General features: G+C 70.0%; 19 protein-coding genes. 8 read left to right on the top strand and 11 right to left on the bottom strand.

Annotated elements, in window-relative coordinates:
* Positions 1-3: 3 nt before the first annotated feature.
* The 5 genes from J2S57_RS26775 to J2S57_RS26755 form a co-directional block, all read right to left on the bottom strand.
* A complete protein-coding gene (locus tag J2S57_RS26775) occupies positions 4-1,827 on the bottom strand; it encodes an AfsR/SARP family transcriptional regulator (RefSeq protein ID WP_307247943.1) in 1,824 nt (607 codons plus the stop codon).
* Between the two features lie 519 nt (positions 1,828-2,346).
* Complete coding sequence (locus J2S57_RS26770; protein ID WP_307247941.1) at positions 2,347-2,853, bottom strand: SRPBCC family protein; 507 nt, start codon at positions 2,851-2,853, stop codon at positions 2,347-2,349.
* Between the two features lie 28 nt (positions 2,854-2,881).
* Positions 2,882-3,775 carry a helix-turn-helix domain-containing protein gene (locus J2S57_RS26765; RefSeq protein ID WP_307247938.1) on the bottom strand — a complete coding sequence of 298 codons (894 nt, stop codon included), beginning with the start codon at positions 3,773-3,775 and terminating at the stop codon, positions 2,882-2,884.
* A 234-nt stretch (positions 3,776-4,009) separates the two neighbouring features.
* Positions 4,010-4,795: a hypothetical protein gene (locus J2S57_RS26760; protein WP_307247937.1), complete on the bottom strand. Its 786-nt coding sequence runs from the start codon at positions 4,793-4,795 to the stop codon at positions 4,010-4,012.
* Between the two features lie 1,406 nt (positions 4,796-6,201).
* Positions 6,202-6,813 (bottom strand): TetR/AcrR family transcriptional regulator, encoded by a 612-nt coding sequence (locus J2S57_RS26755; protein ID WP_307247935.1) that lies wholly within the window; start codon positions 6,811-6,813, stop codon positions 6,202-6,204.
* A gap of 81 nt (positions 6,814-6,894) precedes the next feature.
* On the opposite strand from J2S57_RS26755, the gene J2S57_RS26750 reads away from it, so the two are divergent.
* Complete coding sequence (locus tag J2S57_RS26750) at positions 6,895-7,470, top strand: TIGR03086 family metal-binding protein (protein WP_307247932.1); 576 nt, start codon at positions 6,895-6,897, stop codon at positions 7,468-7,470.
* Positions 7,471-7,730: 260 nt separating this feature from the next.
* Here J2S57_RS26750 and J2S57_RS26745 read toward each other — a convergent pair whose 3' ends face one another.
* From J2S57_RS26745 to J2S57_RS26735, 3 genes are read right to left on the bottom strand one after another with little or no spacing between them, the layout of a single operon-like run.
* Positions 7,731-8,588: a hypothetical protein gene (locus J2S57_RS26745; RefSeq protein ID WP_307247929.1), complete on the bottom strand. Its 858-nt coding sequence runs from the start codon at positions 8,586-8,588 to the stop codon at positions 7,731-7,733.
* A gap of 38 nt (positions 8,589-8,626) precedes the next feature.
* Positions 8,627-9,439: a helix-turn-helix domain-containing protein gene (locus tag J2S57_RS26740; RefSeq protein WP_307247927.1), complete on the bottom strand. Its 813-nt coding sequence runs from the start codon at positions 9,437-9,439 to the stop codon at positions 8,627-8,629.
* A complete protein-coding gene (locus J2S57_RS26735; protein ID WP_307247925.1) occupies positions 9,426-11,441 on the bottom strand; it encodes a LysM peptidoglycan-binding domain-containing protein in 2,016 nt (671 codons plus the stop codon). Before J2S57_RS26735 ends, J2S57_RS26740 begins: the two co-directional genes overlap by 14 nt.
* A 1,067-nt stretch (positions 11,442-12,508) precedes the next feature.
* On the opposite strand from J2S57_RS26735, the gene J2S57_RS26730 reads away from it, so the two are divergent.
* The 6 genes from J2S57_RS26730 (at position 12,509) to J2S57_RS26705 (ending at position 19,096) form a co-directional block, all read left to right on the top strand.
* Positions 12,509-13,168, top strand: coding sequence for a PAS domain-containing protein (locus tag J2S57_RS26730; protein WP_307247923.1), 660 nt, complete (start codon positions 12,509-12,511; stop codon positions 13,166-13,168).
* Between the two features lie 58 nt (positions 13,169-13,226).
* A complete protein-coding gene (locus tag J2S57_RS26725) occupies positions 13,227-14,027 on the top strand; it encodes a transposase family protein (RefSeq protein ID WP_307247921.1) in 801 nt (266 codons plus the stop codon).
* A gap of 19 nt (positions 14,028-14,046) precedes the next feature.
* Positions 14,047-14,766: a lanthionine synthetase LanC family protein gene (locus J2S57_RS26720; protein WP_307247919.1), complete on the top strand. Its 720-nt coding sequence runs from the start codon at positions 14,047-14,049 to the stop codon at positions 14,764-14,766.
* 3 nt (positions 14,767-14,769) lie between these two features.
* A complete protein-coding gene (fxlM, locus tag J2S57_RS26715) occupies positions 14,770-15,996 on the top strand; it encodes a methyltransferase, FxLD system (RefSeq protein WP_307247917.1) in 1,227 nt (408 codons plus the stop codon).
* A 663-nt stretch (positions 15,997-16,659) separates the two neighbouring features.
* Entirely contained in the window at positions 16,660-17,904 is a 1,245-nt protein-coding gene (locus J2S57_RS26710) for an SfnB family sulfur acquisition oxidoreductase (RefSeq protein ID WP_307247915.1), read from the top strand.
* 13 nt (positions 17,905-17,917) lie between these two features.
* Positions 17,918-19,096: an LLM class flavin-dependent oxidoreductase gene (locus J2S57_RS26705; RefSeq protein WP_307247913.1), complete on the top strand. Its 1,179-nt coding sequence runs from the start codon at positions 17,918-17,920 to the stop codon at positions 19,094-19,096.
* 91 nt (positions 19,097-19,187) lie between these two features.
* On the opposite strand, the gene J2S57_RS26700 is transcribed toward J2S57_RS26705, so the two are convergent.
* Both J2S57_RS26700 and J2S57_RS26695 read right to left on the bottom strand, forming a co-directional pair.
* The gene (locus J2S57_RS26700) at positions 19,188-20,321 is read right to left on the bottom strand and encodes a YeiH family protein (RefSeq protein ID WP_307247911.1); all 1,134 of its coding nucleotides are present in this window, start codon (positions 20,319-20,321) and stop codon (positions 19,188-19,190) included.
* Complete coding sequence (locus J2S57_RS26695; RefSeq protein ID WP_307247909.1) at positions 20,321-20,473, bottom strand: hypothetical protein; 153 nt, start codon at positions 20,471-20,473, stop codon at positions 20,321-20,323. The genes J2S57_RS26700 and J2S57_RS26695 overlap by 1 nt, the downstream gene beginning before the upstream one ends.
* Positions 20,474-20,700: 227 nt before the next feature.
* On the opposite strand from J2S57_RS26695, the gene J2S57_RS26690 reads away from it, so the two are divergent.
* A complete protein-coding gene (locus J2S57_RS26690) occupies positions 20,701-21,624 on the top strand; it encodes a S66 peptidase family protein (RefSeq protein WP_307247907.1) in 924 nt (307 codons plus the stop codon).
* A 25-nt stretch (positions 21,625-21,649) separates the two neighbouring features.
* On the opposite strand, the gene J2S57_RS26685 is transcribed toward J2S57_RS26690, so the two are convergent.
* A complete protein-coding gene (locus J2S57_RS26685; RefSeq protein ID WP_307247905.1) occupies positions 21,650-22,216 on the bottom strand; it encodes a TetR/AcrR family transcriptional regulator in 567 nt (188 codons plus the stop codon).
* Positions 22,217-22,231 lie beyond the last annotated feature (15 nt).

The following is a 22,231-nucleotide window of genomic DNA, read 5'->3' as shown; positions in this document are numbered from 1 at the left end:
GCGTCAGCACGTCACCTGCTGCCGGTCACTGATCGCCGCATGCACGGCCTGCACCCGGGCGACCTCTTCCGGCCCGTCGATCGCGTGAGCCAGACGCATCATGACGGTGCGCACCACCGGGTCTGAGAGCCGGTACCGATGATCGCTGTCGCCTTCTCGCAACAGCGAGACGTCGGTACCGGCGGACAGGGCGAAGAAGGCCCGGTGCTCCGGCACCCCCAGCACCGCGGCCACCTGCCCGGCCGAGATCTCCTCCTCCGGGAGCACCCCGAGAACCCGGGCGGCGCGGGCGGCTTCGGGAGCCAGGGCATCGTGCGTGCGCTGCACCGGGGCTGCGAGCAGGGAGCAGTCCTCGTGATCGGAGGGGTAGGCGTCGGCCATCTCCGCCCGCATGTTCTCGCTGATCGCCGCCACACTCCAGTGCTCGAAATCGCGGACCCGCTGCGCGAAAACACGCACAGCCAGCGCATATCCACCGCTCAGAGCCGCCAGCTCCCTCGACCCCCCGGGCGACTGCGCGACCCGTTCGGGCCCGGCGACCGCGGCGAACAGCGCCAGGCTCTCGGGAAGCGAAAGAGGTTGCAGACGAGCCCAGGTCACGTCGTTCATGCCGTGGAACGGGCGCAGCGAGGTGAACAGCAGCGCCGTACGCGGCAGAGCCCTGCGCAGTACCTGGATCTGATCGGCGCTACCGGCATTGTCGACGACCACCAGCACCCGGCGCCCGGTGACCAGCCGGCTGAGGGCGCTCACCCGGGCGTGGGTGCCTGCGGGGACCTGGCCACCGAGCAGTCTCAGCAACTGCTCGAGGACGCCGTCGAGGCCGCCGGCCTCGGTGACGTCGCAGTAGAGCTGGCCGTCGGGGAAGTGCCCGGCCAGCTGGTGCGCGGCGGTGACGGCCAGGGATGTGCGCCCGGAGCCGCCCATACCGGTGATCCCCGCGACCCGGGAACCGCTCCGGTCGGTCAGGGCGGCGCGCAGGGTGGTGAGTTCTCTTTCCCGGCCGACGAAGTCGGCCAGGGCCGTCGGCAGGTGGGCTGCCGGTCTGGGAGCGATGTTCCCGGGCTCCTCCCGCAGTACCTGGGCCTGGGCCTCGCGAAGGGCCGGGCCGGGCGAGAGCCCGAGTTCGTCCCGAAGAAGTGTCGCCCCGGCCCGGAACAGGTCCAGGGCCTCGGCCCGCCGCCCCTGACGATGCAGAGCCAGCACGGCCAGAGCGCGCAGACCCTCGTGCAGGGGCTGTGCCTGCAGCAGGGCGGTCAGCGCGTCGAACTCAGCGGCCGTCGGCCCCGCCCCGTGAAGCCTTGCCTGCAGGAGGATCTCCGTCCCCGTCACCCTCAGACCGTTCAGGCGCACTCGCTGGGCCTCGGCCCATTCACCGGGGAGACCTTCCAGCGGGGTACCGGCCCGGGTGCCCAGCACCGCCGTGAGGCGGCGCTCGACCAGCGGTTCCAGCTCGTGCGCGGCCCGCTGCGAGGCGGTGGCCACGGCCTCTTCCAGCTCCCAGGCATCGCATTGCAGGCCGTCGCCGTGCATCCGGTAGCCACCGGCGGACGACGTGATCTCGACCGCTGTTCCCTTCAGGAGGGCGCGGGCCCGGGAGACGTAGGTCCGCACCGTTCCCAGCGCGGCTGCCGGGGGCCGGTCGCCCCAGAGCATGCCGATCAGCTCGTCTATTCCCGCCGTGTGCCCACGGCGCAACAGGAGGGCGACCAGGAGAGCCTGCTGCTGGGGTGATCCCGTCGCGACCTCGCGGCCGCCGACCCGGAGCTGTACCGGCCCCAGGATCGCGAAACGCGCCGGGCCGGTCGGATCTGTGGTCCCGTGCAAGAAGTCCCTCCATGGGTCGGGGCGATCCGGGCACACTCTACGCGACGGTGCACTTGCCTCATCCCGGGCCGCCGCGCCGAATCTCTTTCCAGGGCAATGCCCCTGCCTGATGCGCTCGGCTCCGAGCAGTGACCCAGCGTCACAGCGACACTCCCGATCGGCGAGAACCGCCGACGCCCGTCGCCATCCGGTCCTGGGGTCGCCAGCCAGCCACAGGGCGCTCGCGAGTGCCCGCAGGTGCCCGGGGCGACCTGCGGTGCCTGTGCCTGTGCCTGTGCCTGTGCCTGGGAACGGTCGCGCGGCGGGATCTTGTGGAGCATCGTGTCAGTCCACCGGGGATCAGGTCCTACCTGCGGGGCCATGCGGGGACGGCGGCCTCGAACGGCGGATCAGTGACGGCGCCCGCCTGGTACGTGCTCGGCTGCCGTCGTGCGCGTCGCGGGCCTGGGCCATGGCGTCGGCCGGCTCGGACGGAAGGCGGCCTCGATATCGTCGGCCAGCACGAGACACGTACGGCCCTCACGCCTCGCCCGGAGCGTTCGTGGCTTCGGTTGCGGCAACCATTCGGTTCAGCCCCGCCTGCATGTACCGCCGCCACAGCGGGGCGAACGGCCCGGCGATGATCAGGCGCCGCCCGGGCAGGGGCTTGAACGCGTACGTCCAGCGGATCAGCGTGCCCTCACCGTCGGGAAGGAAGGAGAACTCCCCGCGCACCCCCGCAGCCAGGTTCCTCAGCGCGTTGGTGAAACCCGTCAGCTCGTAGGCGAAGCCGTGTCCCTCCACGTACTCGGTGAGCTGTTCCTCGACGGTGCTGCCGTCGTCGAACCGCGGGTTGCGGGACACACCGACGTGGTCCCAGGTGTCGCTCTGGTTGGCGACGCTGGAGATGCCGGGGAAGAACCGGTCGGCCTTGAAGACGGTGGTCAGATCGATGGGCGCCACGACCTGGAAAGCCCGGTCGGGAGCGACCGACGTCCGGGCGAAAACGGTGACGGGAACGCTCACGTCGTTCTTGTCGATCAGCATGGGACGAGCATGTGACAACTGCCCGCGATCAGGCAGACCCCTGCCGGTACACACCCTCGTTCCGCGCCCCGGCCGCGTCGAGCGACTGGCCTCGCGTGACGCGCAGCCAGTCGAGCCGGCCGGCGCCGGCCGAGCCCGCCGCCGCGGTGTAGGTGACGATGCGCAGGTCGGCACCCGGCACCGTGAGCACATCGCAGTCCAGGGTGATGTCCCCGACGTCCGGATGGCCGACCGTCTTCTCCTCACCGGCCAACGTCGAGGCGCCCACCGCTGCCCACAGTCGCTCGAACAGCGGCGAGCTCTGACGGAATCCGGACACCAGCGTCGCCAGTTGTCCATCGGCCGGGTACCGGGCGGTGGCGTCCTTCAGGTCGGCGACGATCGTGGCTGCGAACGCGTCGGGTCCGGCCGGTGACCTCAAGGGCCGCAGGTAGGCGGCCGCCGGCCCGGTGCCGAACAGCATGTGGCCGACAGTGCGCTCTGTCTCGGGGATTCCGGTCGGATCACCGTGCAGGGCGATCCACATGTCGTTCCACCACAGCAGCCTCCAGTCCGCCGCGAAGATCCCGATCGGCACGTCGCCGAGCCGGGCAGCGAGCCGGGTCACGCCCGGCGGTACGTGGCTGTCCACCAGGCCGTCCTGCGGCGGCAACAGCCCGGCCGAACGAAAGAGCTGGTCGCGCTCGAACCGCCGCAGCTGCAGAGCACGGGCCAGCGCGGCCACCACCTGGGCCGACGGATTCGTGGCCCGGCCCTGCTCCAGGCGCAGCACGTACTCGACCGAGAGCCCGGCCACCGTCGCCAGCTCCTCGCGCCGAAGGCCGGGAGCGCGGCTCTTGGTGGTCCGGATGAAGCCCGCGTCGGCCGGATCGAGCCGATCCCGCCACTGCCGCACCAGATCGCCGAACGTCGCCGCACTCATCGCGGCATGATCGCATTCTGGTTGTTTCGTCTACCCATCGGCGCCGTCGATCGCTTGGAGGGCTGGACGTGCTCATCACCGACGCCGGCACGGCTTCGTTCGCCACGGTCGATTCGATCACCGAGCAGGACATCCGCCACGAAGGATGCTGGGGTCGCTCTTCACCACGTCGCCCACCCACTCCTTGATGGGTGAAGCGCGCACTGACGATCTTTCGGCTCTGTGCCGAGAGGGCTATCCGGTGAGGCCGTCGGGGTCGTGAAGCACCTGCTCAGGTGGGGATGTCGTGTCGTCGCTGGCGTCGGGCAGCAGGAGCTGGCGTAGCGCGGGGGGCGGCTCGTCGGGGATCTCGGCCCATACGGTCTTGGTGTGGCCATGGGGGTACCAGCCGACGCTGCTGGAGACGGCGTCGATCATGGCCACGCCCAGCTCGTTGGGTAAGGCGTTGTGCGGTGCCGGTATCCGCTTCTGGTCCTGGCTCGTATCGACATCCGGGTTGAGCCCCGGGTCCAGATCGAGAGAAGCATCCAGGTCCGCAAGTTGTGAGGTCGACGCGACCACGATGGTGGGGTGGTCTCGAGCATCTGATACCTCGCACGACACCGCGGACCTGAGCTCGCCGCGGGTGGGGGGCTGGTCCGGTTCTGTGCTCAGCGGTTCGCGCTCGGGGCTGCTGTCGTCGATGCTGAGCAGCCATGATTTCGCGGTGCTGGCCAGGCGGACGCGCGTGGGCTGGGATCCGTTCCGGAGCGCGTCGGCGGCCAGCTCGTTGTAGACCAGCTCGACCCTGGCCCGCACGTCGGCCAGCAGCGATACCGGGGGCTGCAGATCATCCAAGGCCTGGTCGTCATCGCCGATGCCCGTTGTTGCACCAGAAAGCACGGGCGCTGCGCTCGCGCGTGTGCAGCGGGCAGTGAGCGCTTCACGGGTGTGGATGAAGAGCCCGAATCCTGGAAGCGGCCACGTTCCCTCGGGATGTCGCAGCAGCTTCGGGGGACGGGCTCGGGGCAGCGAGGGCATCGGGGTTTTCCGTTCCTGTCAGCTTGCTCGCGGTGCGGTCGAAGGAACCGGTGACTCGAGCATCCGGCGCTCGGCTGACCTCGAAGGCACCCTTGAGTGGGTAGACCCCGACCGTATGCGCGGTAAGCCTTGAGCGCAGGTCAGCATCGTCGTCCGCGCGAGCACAGGTCCTCCGCAGACCTCCAGGAGTGACCGTCTGGATCGCCGTGCGCCGGGCGCTTCCTCGCGCACGATGGGGTCACCACGACTCCCCTGGTCCTGCGTGCGCTCGACCCGCGGTGACCACGCCGCGATCAGGCCGGTGGCCTGCTCGCTCACCAGGGGGGCCGTCCGGCGAACAGGTCGCCGCCTGTTGGAGGAGCTGTGCGGGCCCGACGACGCGCGCCGGGCCCGGACCTATCTCTGCCTACTCGGCCCGCCCGGCCGCCCGGCGGAGCAAGGCGTGGACGGTCCAGCGCTCTTCGACGCTCAGAACACCACGTTTCTCGGGTCCAGGGACAGGGCCGTGGCCAGCTCGGCCTGGATGACGGCGTGATCGTGTGAGACCGGCGCGACGTGAAGGTTCCCAACAGCCCAGGTGCCCCGCGAATCCAGGCTCGGAGTGGCGACTGAGGGGTTCGGCTTCGGCCCACTGTCGTACAGCACGGTTTGCAGACCGCACACGAAAGGTACCTGGCGGAGGGAGTATTCGAGTCATCAGCTATTCAGCAGCTCGAACGCCTGCCCATTGCTGGATCAGGACGGACCGCCTTCGACCGTTCACTTCTGTTCCTGGAGCTGATGGGATCTGGCTTGCAAGACCAGATCCCATCAGCTCAGCTTCCTCAGGGGGCGTGCGGCAAGCAAGAGAACTTGCGAGTGAACGGTGCAGTGCCCTGGCTCCCGAAGAAGGTTCTGTGCGCTGTACTGAGCACGCGACCTGTATCGGTTAGCGCACGCGATAGGCCTGCCAGAAGCAGAGCACGACGCTTATACCGATCAAGACCGTCAAGATGACCGGCATGTCCTTGAGGGCCAGAGCACCTCCAACCGCTAGGACGATGCCCAGGCCCAGGTACACGTACGGGAGGAATTTACGCTCGTCCATCAACAGGCATCTCCTGCCAAGAGTGCGGATCCGGTTGCGATCACAGCGTTGAGACCAACGCTCTGCACCATTGCCCCGACAGTGCCGGGGGCGATGGCGGTACCGGCCGCCGCAGCGCCCGTAGCTGCGGCGCCAAAGTCCATCCGCGCCGCCCGGGCTGACGGCGCGCCGAGCTGCGTCATCCTGGACAACCTTTCCGCGAACGTCCTGGCGGCTCAGCGCCGCCCGCATCCGCGCCGAGAAGGGCCACCGCTGGGGCCGACCAGGGCCTCGGGCCGCGACCGCGGCCGGGCCCGGGCGGCGTTCGTGGGTCATCGCACTATCGCGGCAGCAAGGCCGAGTTCAGGCACTCGTGCAGCCAGCCGACGGCCTGATCCAGCGACCAGTGGCGGTCGTCGAGCAGCGCGAAGTAGGACGCGTTGTTCAGGAAGTACCAGAGGATGTCGGCGGCCCGTTCCACGCTCACGTCCGGGCGTAGAGCATCCAGTTCGCCGAGCCGGGTGGCGACTGCGTCCAGGCCCTGGCGAAGGCTGGCGTGCGCGGTGTTCACGGTCTCCCGGATGCCGGCGTCCTGCGGGGCGGCGGCCATGGCCTGTCGCATCAAGGGTGCCCACTTCTCGAACTCGTTGCGGGTACCACCGACGATCATGCCCAGAAGTTCGTCGGCGTCAGCCTGAGCCGCGATCCGCTCGTAGATGTCGCCGGACTCAGCCGCCCTCACCCCGTCCTCGATCAGCGTGCGCAGCAAGCCGCTCTTGCCACCCACGGCGGCGTAGACCGTCGGCGACGCGACCCGGGCCGCACGGGCGATGTCCTCGACCCGGGTTTCGAAGTAGCCGCGCTCGGTGAACAACTGCCGGGCCGCCAGCAGGATCGCCTGCCGGGTGGCCGCTGCGTACTCGGCTCGGCGGCCGGTTCCTGATGGCGTCACCCGGCGACTCTAGCCCGTGGTCCCGAAGCACTTCTGATAGGTGCCTATACTCAATGTACTCGACTCTCAGAGAGGGCTTCCGTGATCGACCCCGTGCTCGCCGAACTGGCGCGCCTGAACAACGCCATCCCACCCGAGGCCGACAAGTGGCCGACCCCCTGCGACGACTTCGATGTGATCCAGCTGCGCAGGCACCTGCTCGGCTGGCTCGGCTACTTCGATGCCGCCTTCACCGACCCAGACGGCGATCAGCGCCCCGACCCGTCCGCGTTCACCGGCCCCGCAGTGTTCGAGCCGGTCATCCAGCGGCTCACCTCCAAGATCCGATCAGCGGCCAGCACCGGACTGGCCTCGAGCACCGTGAACGTGCCCCTGCTGGGTGGCGCCTACCCGGGCCACGCAGTGTTCGACCTGCTGCTGGTCGAGGTGCTCGGCCACGGCTGGGACCTGGCCCGGGCGACCGGTCAGACCTGGCAGCCGGACGCGGAGACCTGCGAGCACGCCCTCACCGTGCTGCATGGCCTGATCCAGCCCGAGTACCGCGCCCCGGGCATGCCTTTCCGACCGGAGGTCGCCGTCAGCGCCGAGTCCCCCGCGCTGGACCGCTTGGTCGCCTTCACCGGACGCAACCCCGCCTGGACACCCCCGGCCCTCTGAACGGTGGCGGAACCCGACCACCCCAAGGCCGCCGGTTGCCTCGCGGCCGAGATCGACCGGCCACGCGAGCACCAGCCAGTTCATCGCTGAGTACGCCGGCCGGGTCGCCCTCGTCGAGGGCGACCCGGCCGATGCCGTGCTGGAGCCGCACAGGGGCGTCGAACCGATCTGCGCCGTGCTGGCCGAACAGGCAGCACCGATCGCCTCGAGCGTCCACCACGCGCATCGGGCTCGCGGCCTGACCCGGCCGACGATCGCGGTCATCGCACGGGCGACCCGGCCTGCCCCTGGGCGTAACGGTGCGGCTTGCAGTTCGGGCACGGCACCGGCATACCGGTCTCGGGTTCGTCGGCGAGCCAGCCACTGTTGCAGTTCTCGCAGCCCAGAACCACTTTCGAGCCCGGTACCGCAGCCCGTTCGGCGGCGGCACCCAGCCACCCCAGCAGCGCCGCCGACGGGTCGTTCAGGTGCGTGTCGGCGTTGCGGATGAGGAAGTTCCGCAGTTCAGCGCCCAGGTCGGCCGATCCGGCGGCGTCCTGCCACAGGGCGATCAGCTCGCTCCGGGCGTTCACGTCGCGCGCGTTGTCACCGAAGAGACGACGACAGACCAGGTCGATGAGGTTGGGGCTGGGATGGGTATCGGTAAGGGCTGGGGGTTCAACCATGGTCGAAGCACGTGCTTGGTTCTTGCTTCGCTCCTGGCGGCGTCCGGCCCCCGAGGCCCGGCCCCCGTTGCGGCCCGCCGCCGACCTTCGCGCTCGCAACTGCAGGACGTCCTGGCGGCTGCGTTGCCAGTCGAACCAGTCGTGGAAGACCACCCCGCCGGGGGCGGGTGTTGCGGGGCACTGCTCGCCGTCGTGGGGGCAGGTGGATTCGTGGTCGTGCCAGAGCCCCGAGTCCACGAGCGCCTGGATCTGGGTGCGGCGTCCGCCTTTCTCCAGGAGCAGGTCGACGCTGACCTGCCCGTCGGTGAGGTGGCGGGCCGACCAGTTCCCGGCCATGGTCCACAGCCCGAGGGAGGGCAGGCGGGTGGCGCGTTTGATGGCCATGGTCTTGGGGTGCTCGCTGAATCCGTCGTCGATGATGAACCAGACCATGACGTTGTGTCTCCCTTTCACGGGTGGGAATGTGGGACGCGTCTGCAGACGCGGCACGGTCAGGGAACGGCGCGTAGGTTGCCGGGAAGCCCGTCACCGTCGGGGCTTTGGCTGGTGACGCCCTGCAGTTCACGCTTCACGGTCGAGACGTGGACGTTCAGCAGCTGAGGTCCCAGCCGGCGGATGTCCCGGGGAGCATGACCTTCCTGGAGCCAGCGCCGGATGGTCTGGGTCCGCTCCTCCCCCGCCTGCACGTGTAGGTCTCCGATTGGGTGGCCGTTTGGTGGTTCTGGTTCTGTGCCCGGCGAACGTCCCCGGCCTTTGCCCTCTGAGGTGTCGACGCGTCCATGCGCTGTGTCGGGGTTCTTCGGGTTCCGGGCCGTCTCGTTCTTCTGACTGGGCCGCTCGCGTGGGCGGCTTCTGTGCTGGCGGGGTGTTCTTTTCCAGCCGCGTGTTTCGGCGATTGCCGCCACGGACAGGAACCCGACCGAGGGCGCGACCGCGAACGCCTGCGCCCAGGGCAGCCGCGCGGCCCAGGAGTGCGCGTCGGCGGCGGCGAGGTTGGCCAGGATGATGAAGGTGACGCTCATGAGCAGCACCACGACCGGCACGGCACGGTTCCAGCCGGTGCGGCGACGAACTTCCCAGGCGGCGTAGGCGGCCAGTACCTCCAGGCTGCCCGCGACGGTCCAGACTATCCACCCGGTCACGTCCACGCCCGGGTAGGCCCCGACCAGGAGGATGTGCGTGGCTGAGCCGGCCAGCGCGATCGCCCCCAGGACACTCAGAACCACGGCCGCGCAGGCCCGGTCGGGGTCTTTCTGGATCCAGGCCAGCACCCGCTGGGGAGGGCGGTTTTCAGCGCTCGGCATGGATCTCCTCCCGGGGCGGGGCGGTGGGCGCCAGGCGGTTCAGGGCTTCGCGCACCCGCTGCTGGATGCTCTGGTCGCCGGGGTCGAGGTGAGCTGCTTCGCGGATCAGGGCGAGGGCCTCGTCGGGACGGTACGCGTGGATGGACTGGGCCAGGGTGATGCGGGCCTTGGCCCCGTCCAGCAGGAGCCGGCGGCGATGCTGATGCAGCCAGACCCCTTCCAGAGCGGGACGCTCGGCCAGCCGCCCGGTCTGCAGACTGATCGCCTCGCGCAACGCCCGCTCCCGGGCCGGGTTCGACGTGCTCGCGTGCCCGGCGACCTTCAACGCCTTCTCGAACGCGGCGACATCGGTGACGACGAAGTCCGCCATCTGGTAGCGACTCCCGGTGTTCAGCACCGCGTTGATCGCGAGGTTCTCGGGATCGCCCAGCGCGATGCGCATCGTGCGGCGCAGATTCGCGATCTCCGTCGAGAGGCGCTTGGCGGCGCGGCTCATCGCGATGTCGGGCCACAGGAGCTCGCGCAGCGCGTTCAGCTCGGCGCCCTCCGGATGCAGAGCCAGGTAGATCAGGACCTGCACCGCCCCACGCCGCAATCCTTGGACGCGCTCGCCGTTCAGGTCCAGCACGGCCGGGTCACCGAACAACTTCACCAGCACCCGGCGACTCTCGGGGTTCGAGGGCGCCGAGTCGGTGATGGGGAACGTCGGCAGCGCAGGGTCGCCAGAAGGCCTGTGCGTGGGCGTCGGGGCCGCGGTCTGTGCCCGGGGCGGGGTCTGAACCCACCGGGAGGTGCGCACGGCCTGACCGGCCTCATGGACGGAGGATTTCAGAGGTGGCGCGGTGTGCAGAAGCCCGGCGGGATGCTGGGAGCCGTGTTTCGAGGGATTGTCGGCGTTGCTGGGATCGGCTTCCTCAGATTCACGGCTGCGCAGGGGGCCTGATGCCGAGCGACCTGATTCGCGCTGCTTCTCAGGGCTTTTCCGAGGAGCCGACGAAACCGTATCCCGCCGCTTTTCTGACTCAGTCGGCTCCGATCGGGGGTGTTGGCCGGTTGGGCGGTCTCGGTTCTGCAGGTCCTGGGTCTTGCGCTGGATGAGGTCCCGGGCGCGATCGATCGCGGCGTCCGTGTGCGGTCCGGCGTGAAAGCGCTCCTCGGGGAGTTGTTCTTCCTCGTCCGCGAACGTCAATTGCTCGTCCGGCTCCTGCTGCCAGGTGGCACTTACGGAATCCTGCGATGTTTCCCCGACCGCGTCGTCCCCCATTGGCCTGTCGCGTCGGCGCCGCGTCGCGGTCGGGTCCGCCAGGTGCCGGCCGCCGCGCTTCCGGGACCGTTTCCCGCGCAGGAGGGCCAGGACCGCGAGCGCGCTCAGGACGGTGCTGAGGGCCCAGGCGGTGGTGTCGTGGGTTTCGGTGGCGGTGGGGTTGTGCGGGATCGTTTGTGGCTGCGGGGTGGCGGTTTTGGTTGTCGCGCTGGGGGTTGCGGGTGGTGGCGTTGTGGATGAGGGACGGGGTGCGGGCTCGGGTGTGGATGGTGCCGGGGTCGGGGGGTCGGGCTGGTTGTCGGGGCGGGGCGTCTGGGGCTGGGGCTGGTGGGTGGTTCCTCGGGCGTGGGTGCGGGGGCCGGTGTCGTGGGTGTTGTCGGGCAGGGTGATGGCGTCGCCGGCGTGGATGTGGTCGGGGTCGGGGATGTGGGGCTGGTTGGCGTGCTGGATGCGGGGGTAGTCGTGGGCGTCGGCCAGGAAGCGGGTGGCGATGCCGCTGAGGGTGTCTCCGGCGGTGATCCGGTAGAGCTGGGAGGTGAGCCTGCTGTGGGTGGTTGATGGGGGCTCGTTGTTCGCCTTCGGGGTTGAGGCGGTTTCGTCGTCGGGGAGAAGGACGGTCCAGCCGGGGATGAGGGTGCCGGGTGTGGTCATGGTGGTGCCGTCTGCCTGGCGGCGGCCTTGGTTGAGGTGCCAGATGTCGCGCCAGCGGGTGCCGTCGCCGAGGTAGTGCTCGGCCATGGCCCAGAGCGTGGATGTCGGTCCGGTGGGGTGGACGGTCACGACGTGGTGGGGGGCTTGCGGGCGGGGATTCTGGGTGGAGCTGGCCGGACTCTCTGTTGGCGAGGCGCTTTGGGTACGGGGTGGGTGGAGGGCTGCGTGGGCGGGGCTGGGCGCCATCATCAGGGCGGTTGTCAGTCCGGCGAGGGTTCCCACCGTGTGACGGCCCGCGGGAAGACCGCGCGTGACGGACGAGGTGGGACGCGGGTCGCAACCGGGCTTGGCGGCGCGCTGCTGGTGGTGCGCCCGCTGGACTGCGCGGCCCGTCTGCAGGGCGCGTGCGAGCAGGTTGGCCCACAGTGCCCAGCCGACGAGCACGGCCGCCGGGGCCGGCGTGGCTTCGTAGTGGCCGAGATAGGCCGCTCGCAGGACGTGTGGGGCTGCCTGCCAGGGCGGTTGGGTCCAGGCCAGGAGAGCCGCCGGTGGTGTGGCCAGTATGAGGACCAGCACGGCTCCTGCGCTCAGGGCCCGAGCGTAGGCCCCGGCGCGGTGGCCGGGGTGGGTCATCGCCAGCCCCGCCGAGGCCGTGGAAGGTGGCCTGGGTGGAGGGCATGAGGCCTTCTGGAGCTCGCTCTGAGAGGGACTTCTCGTGCTCGGGGTGTTCGGTCGGCGGTAGCGATCGTGGCCTCCGGGGCATGGGTGTCAGCCCGGCGGGCCGACGCGTGCGGCATCTGGCCCCGATGCAACCGTGACGACGTTCCACGGGTTGTTCCAGTGCGGTCCTGACCAGCCGGATACATCTCCGTGCAGCCGCCGTTGCACGTGCTCGCGGTGACGGGGTCACGGCCAGGACCCGGGTAAGCGGGTGGGCGGATCTCGCATGAGAGAGGAGGCACATCGTCACAGGCGAGACGTGATCGGATCCGGGACAGCCCCGGCGGCCCTCACAGGGGAACCATCAGCACCTCGACCTCGCCGAGCGCCATATGCCAGGGTATGCGGGATTTCATGTGGACCGTTCGGGCGTTCACACAGAAGGTGACGATATACCGCATTGCCAACCTTGAGTCACGTATAGGCTACTCAAGGTGATTGCGCCGAACAGCAACATCCGCGACGTTTCCGATGCCGATGGTGAGCTGCGGTGGCGGCCCCATACGGATCCCCTGCTGCGTGCCGCCACTGAACACCATGCCGCCCTGCACGGGTCGAGCAGTGCTGTCCTCGTCCAGGACGGCAATGGCGAGATCGTCGCGGCGAACCCGGCGGCGGTGGCCTTGCTGGGACTGTCCTGGCGCCAGCTCGTGGGGCTTACGTCGTTGGACCCTCGATGGCAGGCCGTCACGGAGGACGGGATGCCGCTGCCGGGAGATCGGCACCCTGCGCTGGTGGCTCTGACCACGGGCCGTCCTGTCACCGGCTTCCTCATGGGGGTGATCATCCCGCCGGAGGCGCGCACGGTATGGCTGGACATTGACGCCCAGCCCCTGCCGATGCTCGAGCCCGGCGCGGTGTCACGACCGGCACCCGTGTGCGGCGTGATGGTCCGCTTCACGGATATCTCCGGCTCACCACGGGGCAGGCGTGCCTGTGACAATCTGGTGCAGGCCTACCGGCTGCTGGCCGACAACGCCTCCGACATCGTCCTGCGCAGTGAAAGCTTTCCAACCTCCCGAGACGCAGGAAGCGCAGGGAGCTCTGCTGTCACGGGGGCGGTAAGGGTGCACGTGGCGGTGGCCGAAACCTGAAGAAACCCCTGGTGGGATCACGATTGTCGAGATCAAGATCCATCACCAGGAGTTCCGAGTGCTTGTCTACCGCTCAGGCATGAACGTGTCCACCCAACACCTGCGGTTCGTCACGAACGCGTTGCGCACCCAGCGGAAGCAGAGCGGAACTCGCTGGCGCGTGTTGTCCTCCGGGCAGCAGGCTTTGATGCTCCTGGCCCACCTGAAGAAGGGCGAGACCTACCGCGACCTGGCCATCGGCTTCAAGGTCGGCACGAGCACGGCCTACCGCTACCTGCGCGAAGGCCTGGAGGTCCTGGCCGGCCTCGCCCCGCCCCTGGAACAGGCCATCCAGGCCGCGGCGAAGAAGGCCTACGTGACCTTGGACGGAACACTGCTGCGTATCGACCGGGTGGCCATGGCCTCGAAAGGCGACCGCATCTATTACTCCGGCAAGCACAAGACTCACGGGGTGAACGTGCAGGTCATCGCCGATCCGGCCGGCCGGCTGATCTGGGCATCACCGGCCCTGCCCGGGGCCCGCCACGACGCCGGAGCCGCCAAGGAACACGGAATCCCCGCCGCTCTGGGCGCGGCCGGCGTCAACACGTTCGCCGACACCGCCTACATCGGTGCCGCGCCTACGATCCGGGCGCCGTTTCGTCGACTGCGCCACGACCGCAGCTCCCACCTCTTCACCCGCAGGGAGCTCTCAACCGGCCAAAAGGCCGTCAACACATCGATCTCGCAGATGCGAGCTCCCGGCGAGCGCGCCAATGCCGACCTCAAGAGCTGGCGTCTCCTGCACAAGATCCGCTCCAGTCCCGCTCACGCGACGCGGCTGGTGAACGCGGTTCAGGTGGTGATCCTCAACTCCTGAGGAGGTTGGAAAGTCCTCAATGCGCTCGCGCCACGCTCACGCAGGTTTTGGGATGGCCCACGGCATCAGCGGCCCTCTGGCCCTGCTGTCGACGGCGAAATTGCGCGGGATCACCGTGCCTGGCCAGGACAACGCGATCCACACGATCTGCACCTGGCTTGACCACTGGCGCCAGGAGAACGATCGCGCCGTCTGGTGGCCCAATTTCATCGAACTACCCCAGCTGGAGGCCCACCCCTCTCAGGTACAGCCGACACCCGCCCGGCCGTCCTGGTGCTACGGCGCGCCCGGCATCGCCCGAGCACACCAGTTGGCCGGGGCCGCCCTGACCGATGAATCGCGGGTGCACCTGGCGCACCGCGCCCTGTTGTGCGTCGTGGCCGACCTGCGCCAGCGCACGCTCATCACCGAGCCCAACGTCTGTCACGGCTGGGCCGGAGTTAAAGCGACCGCGCTCGCGTGCGGGGACACCGCCAAGGAACTGGGGCTGCACCACGACGCCGCCGCCCTGCAGCAGGCCAGCTCGCAACTGCCCACAGGCCCGGACTCCCGCCACCTCCTCACCGGCCCCTGGCAACGGCCAACCACCCGGCCCAAGACCAGGACCGCACCAGGACACCAGTCGGGCCTGCTTGAGGGCGTCGCCGGAAGCGCCCTGGCAGACTCCACGCAGCACATTCGCTGGGGCGGATGCCTGCTCCTGGAACGCACCACTCCGCGTCCCGAAGGGGGAAACTGATCCATGTCTGTGAACACCGACGCCGACCCGGCGACCCTGCGCAACGCGATGGTCGACCGGCTCACGAACGAACTGGCCACCACCTCAGGTCTGCTCCTGGATCCGCGGGTCGATGCCGCAATGCGACAGGTCGAGCGTCACCGCTACGTCCCAGACTTCCCTCTCGAAACTGCCTACGCAGACACTGCCGTCATCACCCACCCCTCCCCTGAAGGAGCACCGCTTCACCTCAGCTGCGCCTCCGTCCCGGCCGTCGTCGCCGCCATGCTCCACGCCCTGAACGTGCGCCCCGGCCAGCGCATTCTCGAGATCGGCGCCGGCACCGGCTACAACGCCGCACTCCTGGCCACCCTGACCGGCCCCGACGGGGAGGTGACCACCGTCGACATCAACAACGACGTCACCGCCAATGCCCGCCGCAACCTCGACAACACCGGTTTCCCCGAGGTGCGCGTCCTCACCCGGGACGGAGCGCTCGGCGCCCGCGAGCACGCCCCCTACGACCGCATCATCGTCACCGTCGGCGCCTCCGACATACCCCTGACCTGGTGGCAGCAGCTCACCGACGACGGGCGCCTGGTGCTTCCCCTGCGCTGGCGGGCAACCACCCGCGCATTGGCCCTGACCAAGGCCGGCGGTGACCACTGGAATTCCAGCTGGGACTTCCTGTGCGGCTTCGTCCCCATGATCGGCCAGCCCAACGAGCAGACCATCACCATCGACTCGGACGACTTGGTGAAGCTGCACTACGACGCCGACCAGACCGTCGATGCCCAACAACTGAACGGGGTCCTCAGCTCAGAGCGCGCCGAGCACTGGAGCGCTGAGATGGCGCACGGCGAGGAGCCTTTGGACGAGGTTTGGCAGCGCCTGACCTCCACCGACCCCCGCACCGTACGGATCGAGGCCGACCCCCGGGCCGTCACCGAAGCATTGTGCACCCCCGCAATCCCGGTGCGCTCCCCCGCGCTCGTCGACGGCGGGAGCCTGGCCTACTTCGCCATCCGTCGAGCCCCGAAGCAGCCCGGCCGCTGGCAACTCGGCGCGATCGGTCACGGCCCCCTCGGTGCCCAGCTCGCGGCCGCCATCGGTGAGGGCATCACGGCCTGGGGGCCACAGCGCACCGCCGGAGTGCAGGTGCAGGTGTACCCACGCCACCTCGGACAGCCGCCCGCCGACAGCGGGATGGCGGTCCCCCGGCCCGAAACGATCGTCGTCGTCACGATGTAGAACCGCCTTGCATAGCTGACATCAAGGTCGACTCTGCCAAGAGGGCATGCCTGCAGGGCAGTCGAGAGTTGGAGTCTTCAACTGCTCTGCAGTGTGTTTGGGCCCGGTCGCGACGGCGGGCGTGCGCGTCGTCGGCGACGCGCGGTCAGACTGATATGCGCTGGTTGCTTACCGCAGGAGGGGCCGCTCTCATCTGCTTGGCCCGCCGTCACACCCGACGCCCTGTTCGCGATGCTCCGCGGCCACAAGCCCTACCGGGCCCGCAGCAGCTACCGATGCCGCTTGACGCGACCATTGAGACACGCCCCGGCACAGGTGGTCAGCGCCCACCGCCGCCAGCGGCACCTCGATCAGCACCGGGAGCCCCGGAAAACGGATCGACGACCACGGCTGTGGCCGACACGCTCACGCATAGGCCCGGAACCGCAAGCGCCACACGGGTTTCGGGCCGGGGCCGTAGATGCACGAGTATCAGGATGCCACGGAGCGCCGGGGCGACATCGCCCGCTGTACCGACCCTCCCCTGACCGATGCTCATCACCTGCGACTGGACGCCGCCCCCGTGAACGTCGATAGTTGACGCATTCTCCACTACTTCTGCCAGTTAAAGAGAGTTAGAAGCGCTCAGGGACGTGCTTCTCACCGAACCATCAGGGAGCCGAGATGACGGGTCAGGTACCCGGACCGCCCTGGCCGCCGGAAGAGAAACCGGAGCGGATCCGCGACGAGGACGAGGCGCTGCGCACGCTGGACGCGCTACTGCCAGGGCTCGCCGAGGGTGCCGGGCAACGCGATGCCGACCGCACGCTGCCCCACGCGCAGATCGATCGGCTCAGCCGGGCCGGGCTGTACGCCCTCACCGTGCCGGCCGCGCTGGGCGGCGCGGACGTCGGCGTCCCCACGCTCACCGAGGTGTTCCGGCGACTGTCCGCGGCCGACCCCAACCTCGGCCAGATCCCGCACAGCCACTACGTTTTCCTGGAGGCCCTGCGCCTGCGCGGGACACCGGAGCAGCAGCGGCGCTTCTTCGGCGAGGTACTGGAGGGGGCCCGCTACGCCAACGCCCAGACCGAGCGCGGCGGGCGCACCATCACCGACGACGTGACCGTCCTGGCCCCCGATCCCACCCGGCCCGGCCGGTACCGGCTCACCGGCGAGAAGTTCTACGCGACCGGATCGCTGTTCGCCCATCGGCTCCTGGTGCGCGCGGTACTGCCCGCCCCTCGCCCCGACGGCAGCGCGGACAAGGCCATCGCGTTCGTCCCGGCCGACGCCCCCGGCGTGAGCGTGCAGGACGACTGGGACGCCATGGGGCAGCGGACCACCGGCAGCGGCACGGTCCGCCTGCACGACGTTGCGGTGCCCGCCGAGGACGTCGTCCCGTTCACCTCGATCTTCGACTCCCCCACCGTCTACGGCGCTTTCGCCCAGGTCCTGCACGCCGCGATCGACGCCGGGATCGCCCGCGCCGCGCTGGACGCGGCCGTGCTGGCGGTGGCCGGGGCCCGTCCCTGGTTCGAGGCGGGCGGCCAGAAGGCCTCCGACGACCCGCTCCTGGTGCAGACCGCGGGTGAGGCCGAGATCACCGTGCGGGCCGCCGAGGCGCTGCTGAGGGAGGCCGCCGTCCTCGTCGGCATCGCCCGCGAGGCGCCCGGCCCCGACACCACCGAGCAGGCCTCGATCTCCACCGCCGTGGCCAAGGTCGCCGCCGGCCGGGCCGCCGTCGAGGCCTCCTCGGTGCTGTTCGAGCTGGCCGGGACCCGCTCGGCACAGCGCTCGGGCAACCTGTCGCGGTTCTGGCGCGACGCCCGTACCCACACCCTGCACGACCCGGCCCGCTGGAAGGTCCAGCACATCGGGCGTCATCTGCTGGACGGCGTCGCCCCGCCCCGTCACGGCCAGATCTGAGAAGAGGCAGCGCGTGTCCCTCACCTTCCACTGGTTCCTGCCCACGTACGGCGACTCACGGTTCATCGTCGGCGGCGGGCACGGCCTGCCTGCGGGCACCACGTCCGGGGACCGCCGGGCCAGCCTGGGCTACCTCGGCTCGATCGCCCGCGCGGCCGAGGAGTTCGGCTTCACCGGGGCCCTCACCCCGGCCGGCGCCTGGTGCGAGGACGCCTGGCTGACCACGGCCATGCTGACGCGCGAGTCCGAGCGGCTGAAGTACCTCGTCGCCTTCCGTCCCGGCCTGATCAGCCCCACCCTGGCCGCTCAGATGGCGGCGACCTTCGAGGCCCATGCCCCGGGCCGCCTCCTGCTGAACGTGGTCACCGGCGGCGAGGCCCACGAGCAGCGCTCCTACGGCGACTTCCTGTCCAAGGAGGAGCGCTACGCCCGCTGCGACGAGTTCCTCACCGTGGTCCGCAGGCTGTGGCGGGGCGAAACGGTCACCTTCGGCGGACAGCACCTGCAGGTCGAGGGAGCCCGGCTGCCGACCGTGCCCTCGGCGCCGCCGCCGCTGTATTTCGGTGGGTCCTCGGCAGCCGCCGGGCCGGTCGCCGCCGAGCACAGCGACGTCTACCTCACCTGGGGCGAGCCACCCGGCCCGGTGGCCGAGAAGATCGCCTGGATCCGGGATCTCGCGGCCGCGCGAGGGCGGCGGGTGCGCTTCGGCATCCGGCTGCACGTGATCGCGCGGGACACCTCCGAGGCGGCCTGGCGGCAGGCCGGGAGCCTGCTGGAGGCCCTGGGCCCGCAGGTCGTGGAGGCCGCCCAGGCCGGGCTGTCCCGCAGCGAGTCGACCGGGCAGGCCCGGATGCGCGAGTTGCACGAGGGGGTGCGGGCCGGGGGCGACTGGCGCGATCCGCACGCGCTGGAGGTGACGCCGAACCTGTGGGCCGGTGTCGGTCTGGTGCGCGGTGGGGCCGGGACGGCCCTGGTCGGCTCGCACACCGAGGTCGCCGACCGGATCGCCGAGTACGCGGCCCTCGGGATCGACGAGTTCGTCCTGTCCGGCTACCCGCACCTGGAGGAGCTGTACTGGTTCGGTGAGGGCGTCCTGCCGCTCCTGCGCGAGCGCGACCTGTTCTCCGCACCCGGGTCCGCCCTCGGCGCCACCGGCCACACGCCGTTCCTTCCCGCCGGCGACGGCCGCTGACCCGGTTCCCCGAGAACGCGACCCGTCGTCCTGACCTGCCTGCTCGGACCCCGGACCCGGGCAGGCACGTCAGGACGAACCAGACGGCTCGTCAGCCGGCCGGAATCACGAAGCCCGAGAACAGGATCGAGGCGAGCGCCAGGGCCACGACGATGTTGACCGCGGTGGCCGCCCCGAACACCGCGACCGGTTTCCAGCCGGCCTCCCGCAGCGCGCGCACCCGGAACTCCAGGCCGATGCTGACGAAGGCCAGGATCAGGAACCAGATACGCAGGTCGTTGACGATCGCGATGTGGGCCTTGCCGTCGGCGGCGCCGACCTGGCCGAGGTAGACGGTCGCGATCACCGAGGCCGCGATGAAACCGAGCACGAACTTGGGGAAACGGCGCCACAACTCACCGATTCCGGGTCGCGGAGCGTCGGGCGTCCGGTCGACACGGTAGGCGAACCAGGCGGCCAGAGCGACCGCGACGATACCGATGAGCGCGTTCTGGGTGACCTTGACGATGGTGGCGATCTCGAGCGGTCCCTCGCCGGCGAGCGTGCCCGCTGCCGTGACGGCGGCGGTGGTGTCGATGTTGCCGCCGATCCAGGCCCCGGCCACCGCGTCCTCGAGGCCGAGGACATCCGCGAGCCAGGGCAGCAGGAAGATCGAGGGCAGGGCGAACGCGATGACCAGGCTCGCCGCGTAGGCCAGTTGCTCCTTGCGGGCCTGCACCGCGCCGGCGGCGGCGATCGCGGCGCTGACCCCGCAGATCGAGACGGCGGACGCGAGCAGGGCCCGCAGCCGCTCGTCCAGCCCCAGCCGTCCGCCGAGCCACCAGGTGAACCCGAAGACGATGCTGATCAGCAGGACGGCCTGGAGGACGGAGCGGCCGGCGGCGTCCACGATCAGCTGCAGGTCGATCGAGGCGCCGAGCAGCACCAGACCGGTCTTGATGAAGAATTCGGTGCGGAACCCGGCGGCGAGGCGCTCACGCAGGCCGGTCGCGCTCAGCAGGGCGTTCCCGAGCAGTCCGAGAATGATGGCGTAGACGGGGTATTCGACGGCCGAGGCGATGTCGTCGGCCCAGGTGTCCTCGGCCCAGTCCGGCACCGAGTCGTTGAGGTAGTGGGTGACCCAGCCCAGGACGAGCACGACCAGGATGCCGAGCAGGAACCAGGCCACCCGGCGCCCGGTGTCCGGGACGACGGCTTCGTGCCGGGCGGGCGCGACGTCGCTCATCACGGCACCAGCCCTTCGGTGACGACGCCGGTCAGGACCAGGACCAGCAGGATCAGGCCGACGGCGGTGGCCAGCCAGTCCTCGTTCAGGGCCCAGCGCTGCTCGGCGTGCGTGGACTCGTCGGGTTCAGGGGTGCTTTCGCTTCCGGGCACGGCACGCCTCCAGGGATGGTGGAGTGAACGACGCAGAGCAGGTGGCACCATCCAGTCTGGATATCTGGACGAAATTGGTCAAGATGATGACCGGGTGCGCGCGCTCAGGAGAGCGCGCCCGTGAACACGACATCCCCGATGACCGAGAGGGCAGAGTTTCCGCATCCGGCCCGGCCAGATCCCTTGCCCCCTCATGGGCAACAGGCCCGCGGTGGTACTCAGGACCGGTGCGCATCCCGCCCGTTCTTCGCCAACCGCGCCCGCTCGAGCCCGGCCTGCACGTGGCCGTCGTCGCGCCCTCCGGCCCGGTGCTGGCCGACCGCCTCGAACGGGGCTGCGACGTGCTGCGGTCCTTCGGGCTGAAGGTCTCGCTCGCCCCGCACGTGCTCGACCGGCACCCCGGCCGATACCTGGCCGGGACCGACGAGGCACGCGCGGGCGACCTGCAGGACGCCTGGTGCGACCCCGACGTGAACGCCGTGTACTGCGCCCGCGGTGGGTACGGCGCCGTGCGTACTCTCGACCATCTCGACTGGGACGTGATGCGCAAGGCCAGCTCCGCGCGTCCTTTGAAACCCTTCGTCGGTTCCAGTGACAGTACCGCCCTGCACCAGGCTTTCGCCCGTCGTCTGGAGGTCCAGACGTTCTACGGTCCCGTTCTCGGCGGCCCGGTCCTCGGCTTCCCCGACCCGGCGGCCGTCGTCCTGGAAAGCCTGCGGGCCGCGCTCTTCCACCCCTCGGAAGGTCGGACCCTGACCGGCACGCACTCCCTGGTGCCGGGGGTTGCCGAGGGAGTGACGACCGGTGGGACGCTGTCGCTGCTGTCCTCGCTGGTGGGGTCGGACGAGCTGGCGCCCGCCGAGGGCCGGATCGTGCTGCTGGAGGACGTGAACGAGTCCCCGTACCGGATCGACCGGATGCTGACCCAGCTGCTGCGCAGCGGCTGGTTCGCGGGCGCGGCCGGGATCGCCTGCGGTTCCTGGGAACGCTGCGGGGAACCCGAACACATCGATCGGGTCCTGCTCGAGCGGCTGGGCGGGCTCGGGGTCCCGATCGTGACCGGCCTCGAGTTCGGGCACGGGACAGTGCAGTTGACCGTTCCCCTGGGCGCCCGCGCCCGGCTCGAGACCGGTGCCCTGATCATCGGGTAACCCGGGAACCACACCCAGCGGACCGTCAGGCGGCGCCGGACGCGTGGTTCTCGCGCAGGTAGGCCAGCACCGACTCGACGATCGCCGGCATCAGGCGCGGGCTGCTCTCCCCGAGGAACGCCGTGATCTGCTGCAGCGGACCGTTGATGAGCGCGAAGATCTCGGCCACAGCGGTGTTCTGGCCGTGCAGGTCGTACTCCGGTGCGAGCACCCGGGCGACCGATTCGATGCGCTCACGGTTGATCTCGACCAGGGCCGCGCGCACCTCGTCGTCCAGGGCGACGCTCTGGATGGTCTGGAAGATGACGCGGTACTCCGGGTCGAGCAGGGCCGCGTGCTGGGCGGCGATGTTGTGGCGCAGCCGGGTGGGCAGGTCGCCCTCGACCATCTCGAAGTCGGGCATCCGGAAGGTCTGGAGCAGGTCGAGCACCAGATGCACGGTCGTGGGCCAGTGCCGGTACAGCGTGGTGCGGCCCAGACCGGAGACCCGCGAGAGGTTCTGCGGGGTGAGGTGGGCGATTCCACCCTCGGACAGCAGGCTCAACGCGGCGCTGTGAGCCGAGCGCCGGGTGCGCTCGAGGCGGGGGTCCACGCGGCTGTCTCCTCC

It is taken from the genome of Kineosporia succinea (assembly GCF_030811555.1).
Classification (GTDB): Bacteria; Actinomycetota; Actinomycetes; order Actinomycetales; family Kineosporiaceae; genus Kineosporia; species Kineosporia succinea.
This window is presented reverse-complemented; position numbering and strand designations above follow the sequence as displayed.

Excerpts from the sequence above, each read along its gene's own strand:
- J2S57_RS26735 (WP_307247925.1), bottom strand. The coding sequence starts at position 11,441 with ATGGCCGAGCACTACCTCGGCGACGGCACCCGCTGGCGCGACATCTGG.
- fxlM (WP_307247917.1), top strand. The coding sequence starts at position 14,770 with ATGTCTGTGAACACCGACGCCGACCCGGCGACCCTGCGCAACGCGATG.
- J2S57_RS26710 (WP_307247915.1), top strand. The coding sequence starts at position 16,660 with ATGACGGGTCAGGTACCCGGACCGCCCTGGCCGCCGGAAGAGAAACCG.
- J2S57_RS26770 (WP_307247941.1), bottom strand. The coding sequence starts at position 2,853 with ATGCTGATCGACAAGAACGACGTGAGCGTTCCCGTCACCGTTTTCGCC.
- J2S57_RS26700 (WP_307247911.1), bottom strand. The coding sequence starts at position 20,321 with ATGAGCGACGTCGCGCCCGCCCGGCACGAAGCCGTCGTCCCGGACACC.
- J2S57_RS26740 (WP_307247927.1), bottom strand. The coding sequence starts at position 9,439 with ATGCCGAGCGCTGAAAACCGCCCTCCCCAGCGGGTGCTGGCCTGGATC.
- J2S57_RS26760 (WP_307247937.1), bottom strand. The coding sequence starts at position 4,795 with ATGCCCTCGCTGCCCCGAGCCCGTCCCCCGAAGCTGCTGCGACATCCC.
- J2S57_RS26720 (WP_307247919.1), top strand. The coding sequence starts at position 14,047 with ATGCGCTCGCGCCACGCTCACGCAGGTTTTGGGATGGCCCACGGCATC.
- J2S57_RS26765 (WP_307247938.1), bottom strand. The coding sequence starts at position 3,775 with ATGAGTGCGGCGACGTTCGGCGATCTGGTGCGGCAGTGGCGGGATCGG.